The organism is Hyphomicrobium sp., from assembly GCF_036833075.1.
In the GTDB taxonomy this organism is placed as follows: Bacteria; Pseudomonadota; Alphaproteobacteria; order Rhizobiales; family Hyphomicrobiaceae; genus Hyphomicrobium_C.
On record NZ_DAITQL010000018.1, the window covers coordinates 26,293 to 37,552 of the forward strand.

Annotated in this window: 12 protein-coding genes; 9 read left to right on the forward strand and 3 right to left on the reverse strand. The window is 68.3% G+C overall.

Going from position 1 to position 11,260, the window contains the following annotated elements; translation table 11 throughout:
* Positions 1-20 precede the first annotated feature (20 nt).
* From ribD to V7082_RS07690, 8 genes are all read left to right on the forward strand, one after another.
* The gene (gene ribD, locus V7082_RS07655; RefSeq protein WP_334147339.1) at positions 21-1,157 is read left to right on the forward strand and encodes a bifunctional diaminohydroxyphosphoribosylaminopyrimidine deaminase/5-amino-6-(5-phosphoribosylamino)uracil reductase RibD; all 1,137 of its coding nucleotides are present in this window, start codon (positions 21-23) and stop codon (positions 1,155-1,157) included.
* 54 nt (positions 1,158-1,211) lie between these two features.
* Positions 1,212-1,805, forward strand: a complete 594-nt coding sequence (locus tag V7082_RS07660) for a riboflavin synthase (RefSeq protein WP_334147341.1) — start codon at positions 1,212-1,214, stop codon at positions 1,803-1,805.
* A complete protein-coding gene (ribB, locus tag V7082_RS07665; protein ID WP_442909766.1) occupies positions 1,802-2,947 on the forward strand; it encodes a 3,4-dihydroxy-2-butanone-4-phosphate synthase in 1,146 nt (381 codons plus the stop codon). The genes V7082_RS07660 and ribB overlap by 4 nt, the downstream gene beginning before the upstream one ends.
* 19 nt (positions 2,948-2,966) lie before the next feature.
* On the forward strand, positions 2,967-3,479 hold the full coding sequence (gene ribH, locus V7082_RS07670; protein WP_334147343.1) for a 6,7-dimethyl-8-ribityllumazine synthase: 513 nt from the start codon (positions 2,967-2,969) through the stop codon (positions 3,477-3,479).
* On the forward strand, positions 3,476-4,003 hold the full coding sequence (nusB, locus tag V7082_RS07675; RefSeq protein WP_334147345.1) for a transcription antitermination factor NusB: 528 nt from the start codon (positions 3,476-3,478) through the stop codon (positions 4,001-4,003). Before ribH ends, nusB begins: the two co-directional genes overlap by 4 nt.
* 3 nt (positions 4,004-4,006) lie before the next feature.
* Positions 4,007-5,014 carry a thiamine-phosphate kinase gene (gene thiL / locus V7082_RS07680; protein WP_334147347.1) on the forward strand — a complete coding sequence of 336 codons (1,008 nt, stop codon included), beginning with the start codon at positions 4,007-4,009 and terminating at the stop codon, positions 5,012-5,014.
* A 151-nt stretch (positions 5,015-5,165) separates the two neighbouring features.
* Positions 5,166-6,503, forward strand: coding sequence for a L,D-transpeptidase family protein (locus V7082_RS07685; protein WP_334147349.1), 1,338 nt, complete (start codon positions 5,166-5,168; stop codon positions 6,501-6,503).
* A gap of 64 nt (positions 6,504-6,567) precedes the next feature.
* On the forward strand, positions 6,568-7,221 hold the full coding sequence (locus tag V7082_RS07690) for a hypothetical protein (RefSeq protein WP_334147351.1): 654 nt from the start codon (positions 6,568-6,570) through the stop codon (positions 7,219-7,221).
* Between the two features lie 65 nt (positions 7,222-7,286).
* Here the strand turns inward: V7082_RS07690 and V7082_RS07695 are convergent, their stop codons facing one another.
* The 3 genes from V7082_RS07695 to V7082_RS07705 all read right to left on the reverse strand — a co-directional run bounded on the left by V7082_RS07695 (position 7,287) and on the right by V7082_RS07705 (position 10,454).
* Positions 7,287-8,048, reverse strand: a complete 762-nt coding sequence (locus V7082_RS07695; protein ID WP_334147353.1) for an ABC transporter permease — start codon at positions 8,046-8,048, stop codon at positions 7,287-7,289.
* Positions 8,045-8,971 carry an ABC transporter ATP-binding protein gene (locus V7082_RS07700; RefSeq protein ID WP_334147399.1) on the reverse strand — a complete coding sequence of 309 codons (927 nt, stop codon included), beginning with the start codon at positions 8,969-8,971 and terminating at the stop codon, positions 8,045-8,047. The genes V7082_RS07695 and V7082_RS07700 overlap by 4 nt, the downstream gene beginning before the upstream one ends.
* 1,114 nt (positions 8,972-10,085) lie before the next feature.
* Positions 10,086-10,454, reverse strand: coding sequence for a hypothetical protein (locus V7082_RS07705; RefSeq protein ID WP_334147355.1), 369 nt, complete (start codon positions 10,452-10,454; stop codon positions 10,086-10,088).
* Between the two features lie 396 nt (positions 10,455-10,850).
* Here V7082_RS07705 and V7082_RS07710 point away from each other — a divergent pair, with 396 nt between their 5' ends.
* The gene (locus V7082_RS07710) at positions 10,851-11,162 is read left to right on the forward strand and encodes a hypothetical protein (protein WP_334147356.1); all 312 of its coding nucleotides are present in this window, start codon (positions 10,851-10,853) and stop codon (positions 11,160-11,162) included.
* The last annotated feature ends 98 nt before the right edge of the window (positions 11,163-11,260 follow it).

The window sequence follows — 11,260 nt, forward strand, 5'->3', positions numbered from 1 at the left end:
AGGGAGACAGATAGGTAGCCATGACCTTTACGCCTTTCGACGAGCAGATGATGAGGATCGCACTCACGCTGGCGAGGCGTGGGCTCGGGACGGTTGCGCCCAACCCATCCGTGGGCGCCGTCGTCGCCGACGAGACGACAGGCGAGGTCATTGCGCGGGGCATGACGCAGCCCGGCGGGCGGCCGCATGCGGAGACGGAGGCGCTGCGCCGCGCCGGCGCGCGCGCGAAGGGCGCGACGCTCTATGTCACGCTCGAGCCCTGCGCCCATCACGGCCAGACGCCGCCGTGCGCGGATGCCGTGATCGCAGCCGGGCTCGCGCGCGTGGTGATCGGCGTCGAGGATCCGGACCCACGGACGGGCGGAGCCGGTAGCGCGCGGCTGCGCGACGCCGGCATTCGGGTCGACGTCGGATGCCGCGGCAAGGAGGCGCGCTGGGTGACGCTCGGCCACATCCTGCGGGTCGGCGCGCGCCGCCCGTTCGTCGCGCTCAAGATGGCGCTCGCGCACGACGGGGCGCTGCCGCGCGGCGAGGCGGGGCAGGCGCTCTTCGTCACTGGCGTCGAGGCGCGGGCGCTGGCGCACCGGTTCAGGGCGGAGAGCGATGCCATTCTGATCGGCGCCGGGACGGCGCGGGACGACGACCCGGAGCTCACCTGCCGCCTGCCCGGGCTTGCAGGCCGCACGCCGGTGCGGATCGTTCTGTCGCGGACGCTCGATCTTTCCCCGGACCTCAAGCTCCTGCGGACGGCGCGGGAGGTGCCGGTATGGATCTTCACGGGCGAAACGCCCGACGCGGACAAGGTGCGCGTGCTCGAGGCGCGGGGCGCACGCATCCTCAGCGTGCCGTCCGCGGGCGGAGTGCTGCGCACCGGACGGGTGCTCCGCACGCTCGCCGACGAGGGCGTGACGCGGCTCCTGGTCGAAGGGGGCGAAGCCATCTGGCGCTCCTTCGCGGCGGAGCGGCTGGTGGACGAGGTCGTGCTGTTCCAGGCGCTCGGCGGCGGGAAAGGCGACCTTTCGTCCTCGGCGCTTGCCGTTCGTTACGCTCCGGGGCTAGATCTCGCGCTGACCATGCAGCGGCGTGTCGGTGCCGATGCGGTTTCAACCTACCGGGTCGTCGATCTTCCGCGCCCCGGTGTCGGCCGGAGCGCGTGAGGCGCGAGCGGGCGGGGCGGGCGAGGTTATTCCGATCCGAGCGGGGCATCATTCGTGTTCACAGGCATCATTACGGACGTGGGTGAGGTGATCGGCCGCGAAGGCGGACGGTTCGCGATCCGCTCGGGCTACGACGCGGAGGGCATCGCGCTCGGTGCGTCGATCGCGTGCGACGGCTGCTGTCTTTCCGTCGTGGCGCTGCGCCCCGACGGGCATGGCTCGGTCTTCACCGTCGATGTCTCGAACGAGACGCTCTCGAAAACCACCCTGGACTCCTGGCAGGCCGGCCGGCCGGTCAACCTCGAGCGCGCGCTCAAGGCGGGCGACGAGCTCGGCGGGCACATCGTCTCCGGCCACGTGGACGGCGTCGCGCAGATCGTCGACATGCGGCCCGATGGCGAGAGCGTGCGCGTGCGCCTGGAATTGCCGCGGCATCTCGCCCCCTATGTCGCCGCCAAGGGCTCGGTGGCGCTTGACGGCACGTCGCTCACCGTTAACGAGGTCGCAGGCTTGCGTTTCGGCATCAATCTCATTCCGGTGACCTTGACCCAGACGACGTGGGGGCGCAAAAAGCCGGGCGACGAGGTGAACGTCGAGATCGACCTCTTCGCGCGCTACGTGGCGCGCATCATGGAGTTTCGGGTGTGAGCATCGGGCTCGAGAATATCGCGCATTCGGAAGGCGCCAGTTTCCTTTCGTCGACGGCCGAGATCGTGGACGACATGCGCAACGGGCGCATGGTCGTGCTGGTCGATGCCGAAAACCGCGAGAACGAGGGCGACCTCGTCATTCCGGCGCAGATGGCGACGCCGGATGCGATCAATTTCATGGCCAAGCATGGGCGCGGGCTCATCTGCTTGGCGCTGATGCAATCGCGCGCCCAGGAGCTCAGCCTCGAGTTCATGGTGCGCACGCAGGCGGCGCGCGAGCGCACGGCGTTCACGCAGTCGATCGAGGCGCGGGAAGGCGTGTCGACGGGCATCTCCGCCCATGACCGGGCGCGCACGATCGCGACGGCCATCGACCCCACCAAGGGAGCGAACGACATCGTCTCCCCGGGGCATGTGTTCCCGCTCGTCGCACGCGAGGGCGGCGTGCTGATCCGGGCCGGGCATACGGAAGCCTCCGTCGATCTGGCGCGGCTCGCAGGGCTCTATCCTGCGGCCGTCATCTGCGAGATCATGAACGAGGACGGCACCATGTCGCGGGTGCCGGATCTGGTGCCGTTCGCCCAGCGGCACGGCCTCAAGATCGGCACCATCGAAGACCTCATCGCCTATCGCCTCAAGCACGACCGGCTCGTGAGGCAAGTGGCGCAGACGCGGGTGGAGAGCTCCTACGGCGGCCTCTTCGATCTCCACGTCTTCACGACGACGGTGGAGCCGGTCGAGCACTTGGCGCTCGTCAAGGGTGATCTCTCGGCGCCAGGGCCGGTCCTCGTGCGCGTGCATGCGATCAACGCGCCTGCCGACATCCTCGGCATCGGGGGAGCGGGCGACACGGTCTCGCGCTCCATGCGTGCGATCGAGCGGGAAGGGCGCGGGATCGTCGTGCTCATCCGCGATCTCGGGCCGAAAAGCGTTTCGGACTGGGTCAACCAGCGCACGCAGCCGCAGCCGAACGGGCGTGCGGCGCACGGACGCCGGCAGCTCGAGATCGGCGTCGGCTCGCAGATCCTCCGAGCGCTCGGGGTGTCCGACATGGTGCTGCTGACCAATGCGCCCGACGACGTGTACGTCGGCCTCGATGCCTATGGGCTGCGCATCGTCGGCACGCGGGCGATCGAGTAGGGCGGCCGAGTCTTCAGCCATGGTCAGGACAGAAACGTCTTCGCGCCCCGAGATGGACCTGCATTCCGGTCCGTCCGCGCGCATCCTCATCATCGAGTCGCCGTACTACAAGGAGATCACCGACGCGCTCGCGCAGGGCGCCGTGGCCGTTCTCGATGCGGCGGACACCGCCTATGACCGGATCGCCGTGCCGGGCGCGCTGGAAATTCCCCAGGCGTTCGCGCAGGCGGTCGCGGCCGGGCTGTTCGGCGGCGGTGAAGGCGGCCGCTACGCGGGCGTCATCGTGCTCGGCTGCGTCATCCGCGGCGAGACCTCGCACTACGACATCGTCTGCAACAACACGAACCACTGGCTGATGGAAACGGCGATCCGGCACAATATTCCGGTCGGAAACGCGGTGCTGACCGTGGATACGGAAGCCCAGGCGCGCGCCCGCGCGGAGGGCGGCGCCGATGGCAAGGGCGGGGATGCGGCGCGGGCCTGCCTCAGGCTGATCCGCATCGCCGAGCGTCTCGGGCGGCGCGTGCCATGAGCCTTCCCCGACGAAAGAAGACGGCCGGCGACGCGCCGAAGCCGCGCACGGTTTCGCGCATGGCGGCCGTGCAGGCGCTCTATCAGATGGATCTCGCGGGAACGGACGCCGGCGAGGTTATCGACCAGTTCATGGCGGCCAGGCCCGAAGCGGACAAGGACGAGGCGGATGCAGAGGGTGAGGCGCTGACCTCCCTCGAGGGAGGCGATGCCACGTTCTTCGCCGATGTCGTGAAGGGCGTCGTGCGGTGCCAGCGGGAGATCGATCCGCTCGTGGACCAGCAGCTCCGCACGGGCTGGCGGCTGGTGCGGGTCGATTCCATCCTGCGGGCCATCCTGCGCGGCGGCGTGTTCGAGCTTCTCGAGCGCAGCGACGTGCCCGCGCGCGTTACCATCAACGAGTACATCAACATCGCCAAGGCCTTCTTCGAGGCGGACGAGCCCAAGGTGGTGAACGGCGTGCTCGACCGCATCGCGCACAAGGTGCGGGCCAAGGAGTTCGAGACGCCCGGCGAAGGAACGTAATCCATGGCCAGCCAGGAGGCGGGGGGCGAGGACGAACTGATCCAAACCACCTTCGCGCCTTTGGCTTCGGGCTTCGCGGGCGCGTTGGGCCTCAAGGACGACTGCGCGTTTCTCACGCCTCCGCCCGGCGCCGATCTGGTGCTGACCACCGATGCGGTGGCCGAGGGGGTCCATTTCTTCTCTGAAGATGCGCCGGCCGACATCGCCTGGAAGGCGCTCGCGGTCAACGTGTCGGACCTTGCCGCGAAAGGCGCTGAGCCGGTCGCCTACCTGATGTCGCTCTCCTTTCCCGCGCGGCCTGAGGCGGCGTGGCTCGCAGCCTTCGCCGCCGGGCTCGGCGCCGCGCAGACGGCGTTCGGCCTCGCGCTCGCGGGTGGCGATACGGACCGCCGGCCGGGCCCGCTCTCCGTCACCATCACCGCCATCGGCCGCGTACCCCAGGGACACATGGTTCGCCGTGCGACGGCGCGGGCGGGGGACCTTTTGTTCCTGTCGGGCACGCTTGGCGATAGCGCGCTCGGTCTCCGGCTGCGGCAGGATCCGGCGTGCGCGGCCGCGATGGGCCTCGACGACGCGAGCGTGCAGGCGCTGCTCGGCCGCTATCTGAGACCCGAGCCGCGCCTTGCGCTTGCGCCGCATCTCCTCTCTTACGCGAGGGCAGCGATGGACGTCTCGGACGGCCTCGTCAAGGACTGCGGGCGGCTCGCGCGCGCCTCGGGGCTCGGGGCGGCGCTCGAGGCGGCGCGGCTGCCGCTGTCGGACCCGGCCCGCACGGCGCTCCGCCACGATCCGGAGCTTATCCAGGCGGTGCTGACGGGGGGCGACGACTACGAGGTGCTGGCGGCCGTCGCGCCGGCCGATGCCGCGGCGTTCCGCGAGGCCGCCATGGCGAGCGGCGTCGCGGTGTCCGCCATCGGCCGGCTCGCCCCGGGGGACGGCGTGGCCGTCACCGGCTTCGACGGGCGGCCGCTGGCGATCCGCGGCGGGGGATGGGATCATTTCCCGTCCTGATGCGTCTGGCCGCGGGGGCTGCCGCACGCGCGGCAATAGGTGCTTCTTTTTCAAGCGGTTTTTTTGGCGGGCGACTTGCGGGCGGGTCTTTGTTTGGCCATATCGGTTGCGTCTAAGAGCCTTCTTTGCGGCGAACAGGATTGGATTTCCGGTGATTTTGTCGACGACGGTTCTCCGCGGCCTCGGCTTCGCTCTGCTCGCAGTGGCGATGGCTTGGTCCGGGACATCGGCTGGCGCACAGGACGGCAACTGGTGGGAAGGCATCACGTCGTTCGGCGCGCCGGACTATTCGGGCAAGCGGGCGTCGCTCGAGCGGAGCCAGCCGCGCAAGGACGACCTCAACGATCTCAGGCCGAACGACGTGCCGTGGCGCAGCGACGAGATGCTCGCGGCCATGGAGAGTGCCATTGCCCGCTACGAGCAGATCGTGAACAAGGGCGGCTGGCCGACGATCCCCGGCAACCGCATGCTGCGCCCCGGCGATAGCGACGAGCGCGTGAGCTATCTTCGGCGGAGGCTGATGGTGACGGGCGAGCTGCCGCGCTCGTCGAGCTACAACGACTACGAATACGATTCGGCCGTGGAGCAGGCGGTCGCGCGCTACCAGGAGAACAACGGGCTGCGCACGAACGGGCGCGTGGACCAGCCGACGCTGGCTGCGCTCAACGTCACGGCGCAGGAGCGCCTCGCGCAGCTCAAGCTCAATCACGGCCGCATTCTCGAGCTCGTGCAGCAGCCGACCGAAGAGCGTTACGTGCTCGTCAACATTCCGGCCTTTCAGCTCGAGGCGGTGGAGCGTTACCAGACCATGCTGCGCCATCGCGTGATCGTGGGACGCAACGGCCGCGAGACGCCGACGCTCAGGGCCACGATCCGGAACCTCAATTTCTTCCCGTACTGGCGCGTGCCCGACAGCGTGGCCCAGCTCGACGTGTTTCCGCGGCTGGTCACCGAGCCCGACTACCTTTCGAACGAGCATATCCGCGTGCTCACCGGCGATTTCAACGGGCCGGAGATCGATCCGAGCGCGATCGACTGGTCGCAGGCGGATGCCAAGCGGATCAAGCTCAAGCAGGATCCGGGTCCGCAGAACGCGCTCGGCCTCGTGCGCATCGACATGCAGAACGAGCACGGCGTCTACATGCACGACACGCCGATGAAGCCGCTGTTCCAGCAGCGCGCGCGCGCGTTCAGCGCCGGCTGCGTGCGCGTTCAGGACGTGTTCCGGCTGGTGGAATGGCTCGCCAGGTACGAGCCCGGCTGGGAGAACCCGGGGCAGGTGCAGGCGGTGCTCGATGCGGGGCAGGCGCTCGACGTGCAGCTCACCCGGCCGATCCCGGTCTATTTCGCCTACATCACGGCCTGGGCCGAGCCCGACGGGCGCATCTCGTTCCGGCCGGATATCTACCGGCGCGACGGGTCCGCGGCGATGGCGGAGGTGTTCGATCCGGACGCGCCGCCGCCTCCTGCGCAAGGGCTCGCGCCTTAACGGTTCGGGCGAGGCCGCGCGGGGCTTGTCTCGGCGGCGAAGCGGTGGAACTCTCCGCGGCGTCATGCTGCAGTCCCTCACCCGGCTTGGGAACCAGTCGCTTCAGGCGCTTCGGCGCTGGTGGCTGCCCGCGCTCGGGCTGGCGCTCGCGGGCGGCTGGGTCGCGTTCGCGTTCTGGCTCTCGGATATCCAGGGCCGCATGGACCTGCCGCGCGCCTATTCCGTTCGCATGACGTGCGAGGACGATCCCGAGGCGGCCCTGTGGCGCGGCGGCTGCGAGCGGATCGAGGGCGACATCGCAAAGGCCGGCCGGCCGTCGTTCTCCGATCTCTACAATGCGTTCGTGCTCGTCCATCACGCGCCGAGCCCGCGCGAGGCGAACGCTGCCAGGTTCGCCAATACGCCCCCGGAGCCGGGGTTCGACATCCGCACGGCGCTCGCCGGGCAGCGCTACGGGCTGGCGCTGGTCACGCCCGAGTTCGAGGGCGTCGCGAGCCGTACCCATGCCGAGGCGGTCAAGGATGCGATCGACGCGCGGGATCGGGCGCTGCTGGTCATCGGGCGGGCGGGCCTCGGCCACGATGCCCTGCTCGCGGGCGGGCTCGCCAATCTCGCGCATCCCGGTGCGATGATCGATGGCGCGCGCCAGTCGATCGGCATCCTGATGGGGACCGCCAAGGAGAGCGACATCGCGACCGGCCTCTCCGAGCGGCGGTGACATGAGTCTCGCGCGGGTAAGGCCGGAGCCCGCTCGGCGGCGCTGGCGCGGGAGGAGCAGGGATCTCAGGCTTTGATGCGGTAGCCCGTCCTGAAGATCCACCAGATGATGGCGAGGCAGAGGGCGAGGAATGCCAGCGTCATGCCGACGGCAATGCCGATTCCGATGTCGGAGATCTCGTAGAAGCTCCAGCGGAAGCCGCTGATCAGATAGACGATCGGATTGAAGAGCGTCACGTTCTGCCAGAATTCCGGTAGCATCTTGATGGAGTAGAAGGTGCCGCCGAGGAACGTCAGCGGCATCAGCACCAGCATCGGGATGACCTGCAGCTTCTCGAAGCCGTCCGCCCAGATGCCGATGATGAACCCCAACAGCGAGAACGCGACGGCCGTCAGAATGAGGAAGCCCACCATCCAGAGCGGGTGGGCGATGCGGATCGGCACGAAGAGGCTCGCGGTGGCAAGGATGATAAGGCCCAGGATGACGGATTTCGTCGCGGCGGCGCCCACGTAGCCGAGAACGATCTCGAAGGGGGAAACGGGGGCGGACAGGATCTCGTAGATGGTTCCCGCGAAACGCGGGAAATAGATGCCGAACGCCGCATTGGATGTGCTCTCGGTGAGCAGCATCATCATGACCAGGCCCGGCACGATGAAGGCGCCGTAGGGGATCCCGTCGATCTCGGCGATGCGCGAGCCGATGGCGGTGCCGAAGACGACGAAATAGAGCGAGGTCGAAAGCACCGGAGAGACGATGCTCTGCAGGAGGGTGCGCCCCCAGCGGGCCATCTCGAAGCCGTAGATGGCGCGCACTGCTTCAAAGTTCATCCGGATTTCCTCACGAGATCGACGAAGATGTCCTCGAGCGAGCTCTGGCTCGTTGCAAGGTCCTTGAAGCCGATGCCCGCTTCCCGCATGTCGTTCAGGAGCGCCGTGATGCCGGTGCGCTCGGCCTGCGTGTCGTAGGTGAAGATCAGCGCGCTGCCGTCCGGGGCAAGCTCCAGGGTGTGGGCGGCGAGTGCGGGCGGAATTTCCGCGAGCGGCTTCTGCAGGTCGAGCGTGAGCTGCTTCCTGCCGAGCTTGCGCATCAGCTCGGCCTTCTCCTGCACGAGGATCAGCTCGCCCTTGGCAATGACGCCGACGCGGTCGGCCATCTCCTCGGCCTCCTCGATGTAGTGCGTGGTCAGGATGACGGTGACGCCGCCCTCGCGCAGGCTACGCACCGCCGCCCACATATCCTTTCTGAGCGCGACGTCGACGCCGGCCGTCGGCTCGTCGAGAAACAGGATGCGCGGCTCGTGCGCGAGCGCCTTGGCGATCAGGACGCGCCGCTTCATGCCGCCCGACAGCGTCATGATGCGGGCGTCCTTCTTGTCCCAGAGCGAGAGATCGCGCAGGACCTTCTCGACGTAGGCCGGGTTCTTCCTCTTTCCGAACAGGCCGCGGCTGAAGGAGACCGTGGCCCAGACGGTCTCGAACATCTCGGTCGACAGCTCCTGCGGGACGAGGCCGATGATCGCGCGGGCGCGACGATAGTCGCGCACGATGTCGTGTCCGTCGACCGTGATCGTGCCGCCGCTGGCATTGACGATGCCGCAGATGATGCTGATCAACGTTGTCTTGCCGGCGCCGTTGGGGCCAAGCAAGGCGAAGATCTCGCGCTCGCGGATGTCGAGATCGACGGACTTCAGGGCAACCTGACCCGAAGCATACGTCTTGGTGACGCCCTTGACCGAAATGATGGGGGGCATGCGCGCTCGGGTCCCGTGGGTCTTTGGTTCACATAAGGGTATCGGAGGAGCGCCGCAACCCGGCGTGCACGGATCGCGCCGCGAAGGGCTCAGTGCAGCGGAACCGGCTTGATCCAGCATCCCGTCAACCCGGCTTTGCGAAGCGTGCTGCACAGCGCTTTCGCATCCTCGTGCGTTTGCGGGGGAATGAGCGAGAGACGATACCAGGTCTGTTTGTCCAGGCCCTGAACGCGGTCGACGCGTGCCTTGGCGTTGCCGAGGAGATCGGGGTAGGAGCCCTTGAACGAACGGTAGTCCTGCTGCAACTCCTCCGTGCTGCGCCGTGTCGCGAGCACCACGAGGTAGGGCTGCGCGACGGCCGGCGCGGCGACGGTGATGGGCGCGGCTATGGCCGGGGGCGGGTACGATCGCGGCGGTCTCGGTCGGTAACGGCGCGGCGTGCTCGGGCGGCATCAGCTTCTGGACCGCGACGACGAGGCCGGCTCCGACCGCGAGCGCGGCGAGGGCCACCGGGACCGGCTTCGCCAGCGTCGCGCGGAGGGCGGCGACGTTTACGGCGGCTGCGGCCCGGCCTGCGCCGGCGCTCGGCCTCGACGGGGCGCGCGGGGCGCCGACGGGGCCGGGCGGTGGTCGTGCGGTGGCAGCGGGGCGGCCCTGATCGCGTGAGGCGTAGGGTGCGGCCGCGTGGCTTTCGGTGGCATAGCGGCGGGCGTCATTCTCGATCTCGCGCGACACGGCGAGCAGTGCCTGATGCACGCGCTCGGAATCCCGCCGGTAGCCGCTGCGTCCGCCTTCGAGCTTTTCCTCTAGGATCTCGAGCAGGTCGAGCGCGTGGCGCTGGCCGCCCATGATGTGGGTGAGGATGGCGAAATCGAGGGCCTCGTCGGAGGGAAGCGCGCCCATGATCTGGTCGATGTCGCGCTGGATGCCGGTGATGACGCGCACGGTGGTGTCGACCTCGGGGCGCAACGCGGCTGGGATGTAATGGTTGCGGTCGAGGACCTGGTGCAGACGGCGCGCGACGTTGAGCGAGATCTCATGGATCTGCTTGCGCTCGATCGATGCGTCGCGGTCGAATGACATCACGTCCCGTGTCTTATCCCGGCTCAGGCCGTCAGCCGGCATGGCATTCGGGGAACATACCGTGCACAATCTCGGGGGAACAGCCGGGCGCCCCTTCGATGCACTGATAGTTGATGACGGGGGCGGATCCCTCGCTGGCGATCGAGATCTGGGTGCGGATCTTCTTGACGAAGCATCGCGCCTGAGAGCCGTCGCTGGCAAGCTCGATCGCGGCCATGATGCTCAGCTCCGGGCAGGCCGCGTTGGCGATCGTGTACGTTGCCGCGGAGGCCTGCGTGACTGCCAGGCAGTCCGGATCGACAGGCAACTCCGCCGCGGCGCCGCTCGCGGCATCTTCCTGGGCAGCTGGCGGCTTCGGCTGCGCCTCGCCCGCCCTGGCGGCCGCGAGGCCGGCTCCCATGAGCGCGGCTGCGGCCAGGGCGCGACAGAGCCTGTGGCGAGCGATAGTCGTTTGAGGCGGCGCTGGAGGCATGGGTCTGCGGGTTGGGGGCTTCTGAGGCTTCAGGACTTCCGGCCTCGCCCGCCGTTCGGCGGATCCGGCGATCCCGAGCTTTGGATCAACGGCATCGCGTAGGCGAATGAAATGGCCGATCTGTGGTCACGGGCCGTCGCGACCCTTCAGGGTGGGAATAAATCCTGACCGCGGCCGCGTGGTCCGTCTTTCGGCAGATAGAGGACCGTCATGCGCATCATTTACGGTTTCATTTGAATTGCCCGCCGTACCAGGATTTGAACCTTGCTTCCGATCGGGTTGCCTGCGGATATTCGCTCCGCGATTTGCAGAGCAGGTGCCGTCATGGACTCGAACGGTCGACATTCCGCGTTCACGAACGAGGAGCTGTCCGTCTTGAAGCGCGCGTTCGACCAAGCCTGCGCCGACCTGGGGCTCGCAAAGGGCCGTATGCTCGAGCGCGAGCACCTTGCCGTTCTCATATTCCAGATGGCGACGGGAGGCGCGAAGGATGGCGCGGAGCTTTGCCGGAAGAGCGTTGCACGCTTTCGATTGGGCACACCCTGGGAGCCGATCGAGCGCCGTTACACAAGTGCCGTTGCGCTCCTCGACGGCCGGGCCGACGACCTGAAGCAGGACCGGAACAGTAACTCCTGAGGCGAGGGCGGCGAGGACCTGGGGCACGCGTTGCCTGAGCGCCGGCAAGAGCACGAGGGCCGCCATCCCCCTTATCGCAGAGGCCGCACGCCGGGCGG

What these genes read in the sequence shown, in the direction of transcription:
- ribD (WP_334147339.1), top strand. Translation starts at nt 21, where the DNA reads ATGACCTTTACGCCTTTCGACGAGCAGATGATGAGGATCGCACTCACG.
- ribH (WP_334147343.1), top strand. Translation starts at nt 2,967, where the DNA reads ATGGTCAGGACAGAAACGTCTTCGCGCCCCGAGATGGACCTGCATTCC.
- nusB (WP_334147345.1), top strand. Translation starts at nt 3,476, where the DNA reads ATGAGCCTTCCCCGACGAAAGAAGACGGCCGGCGACGCGCCGAAGCCG.
- thiL (WP_334147347.1), top strand. Translation starts at nt 4,007, where the DNA reads ATGGCCAGCCAGGAGGCGGGGGGCGAGGACGAACTGATCCAAACCACC.
- V7082_RS07690 (WP_334147351.1), top strand. Translation starts at nt 6,568, where the DNA reads ATGCTGCAGTCCCTCACCCGGCTTGGGAACCAGTCGCTTCAGGCGCTT.
- V7082_RS07695 (WP_334147353.1), bottom strand. Translation starts at nt 8,048, where the DNA reads ATGAACTTTGAAGCAGTGCGCGCCATCTACGGCTTCGAGATGGCCCGC.
- V7082_RS07700 (WP_334147399.1), bottom strand. Translation starts at nt 8,971, where the DNA reads ATGCCCCCCATCATTTCGGTCAAGGGCGTCACCAAGACGTATGCTTCG.
- V7082_RS07705 (WP_334147355.1), bottom strand. Translation starts at nt 10,454, where the DNA reads ATGGGAGCCGGCCTCGCGGCCGCCAGGGCGGGCGAGGCGCAGCCGAAG.
- V7082_RS07710 (WP_334147356.1), top strand. Translation starts at nt 10,851, where the DNA reads ATGGACTCGAACGGTCGACATTCCGCGTTCACGAACGAGGAGCTGTCC.